General features: G+C 33.5%; 6 protein-coding genes. All 6 read left to right on the forward strand.

Annotation, left to right across the window (positions count from 1 at the left end; genetic code table 11):
• The coding region (locus JFT95_RS30200; protein WP_201054125.1) for an aureocin A53 family class IId bacteriocin at window positions 1-171 on the forward strand (171 nt) is incomplete at its 5' end.
• A complete protein-coding gene (locus JFT95_RS29315) occupies window positions 131-277 on the forward strand; it encodes an aureocin A53 family class IId bacteriocin (RefSeq protein ID WP_106102811.1) in 147 nt (48 codons plus the stop codon). The genes JFT95_RS30200 and JFT95_RS29315, both read left to right, overlap by 41 nt.
• Window positions 278-319: 42 nt before the next feature.
• Entirely contained in the window at window positions 320-466 is a 147-nt protein-coding gene (locus tag JFT95_RS29320; protein ID WP_106102811.1) for an aureocin A53 family class IId bacteriocin, read from the forward strand.
• Window positions 467-508: 42 nt separating this feature from the next.
• Window positions 509-655 (forward strand): aureocin A53 family class IId bacteriocin, encoded by a 147-nt coding sequence (locus JFT95_RS29325; protein ID WP_106102811.1) that lies wholly within the window; start codon window positions 509-511, stop codon window positions 653-655.
• A 42-nt stretch (window positions 656-697) separates the two neighbouring features.
• The gene (locus JFT95_RS29330) at window positions 698-844 is read left to right on the forward strand and encodes an aureocin A53 family class IId bacteriocin (RefSeq protein WP_106102811.1); all 147 of its coding nucleotides are present in this window, start codon (window positions 698-700) and stop codon (window positions 842-844) included.
• Between the two features lie 42 nt (window positions 845-886).
• Window positions 887-1,027, forward strand: a 141-nt coding sequence (locus tag JFT95_RS29335) for an aureocin A53 family class IId bacteriocin (protein ID WP_098437954.1), incomplete at its 3' end; no start/stop codon positions are given.

Below are 1,027 nucleotides of genomic sequence, written 5' to 3' on the forward strand. Positions count from 1 at the left end.
GCTAACAAAGGTAAAGTTTTAGCTTGGATCAGAGATGGACTAGGTATTGACTGGATTATCAACAAAGATTTACGAATCGGCACAATAATAATTAGAGATTTTACAATTACTATATTAGGAGGTATGTATCATGGTTGCATTTTTAAGAATCGTAGGCCAATTAGGAGCTAAAGCTGCTTCATGGGCTTGGGCTAACAAAGGTAAAGTTTTAGGTTGGATCAGAGATGGACTAGCTATTGACTGGATTATCAACAAAATTAATGACATGGTAAGCTAATAATTAAAAATTTTACAATTATTATATTAGGAGGTATATATCATGGTTGCATTTTTAAGAATCGTAGGCCAATTAGGAGCTAAAGCTGCTTCATGGGCTTGGGCTAACAAAGGTAAAGTTTTAGGTTGGATCAGAGATGGACTAGCTATTGACTGGATTATCAACAAAATTAATGACATGGTAAGCTAATAATTAAAAATTTTACAATTATTATATTAGGAGGTATATATCATGGTTGCATTTTTAAGAATCGTAGGCCAATTAGGAGCTAAAGCTGCTTCATGGGCTTGGGCTAACAAAGGTAAAGTTTTAGGTTGGATCAGAGATGGACTAGCTATTGACTGGATTATCAACAAAATTAATGACATGGTAAGCTAATAATTAAAAATTTTATAATTACTATATTAGGAGGTATATATCATGGTTGCATTTTTAAGAATCGTAGGCCAATTAGGAGCTAAAGCTGCTTCATGGGCTTGGGCTAACAAAGGTAAAGTTTTAGGTTGGATCAGAGATGGACTAGCTATTGACTGGATTATCAACAAAATTAATGACATGGTAAGCTAATAATTAAAAATTTTATAATTACTATATTAGGAGGTATATATCATGGTTGCATTTTTAAGAATCGTAGGCCAATTAGGAGCTAAAGCTGCTTCATGGGCTTGGGCTAACAAAGGTAAAGTTTTAGGTTGGATCAGAGATGGACTAGCTATTGACTGGATTATCAACAAAATTAATGACATGGTA

Origin of the sequence: Bacillus sp. TH17 (genome assembly GCF_016651125.1) — a bacterium.
In the GTDB taxonomy this organism is placed as follows: domain Bacteria; phylum Bacillota; class Bacilli; order Bacillales; family Bacillaceae_G; genus Bacillus_A; species Bacillus_A mycoides.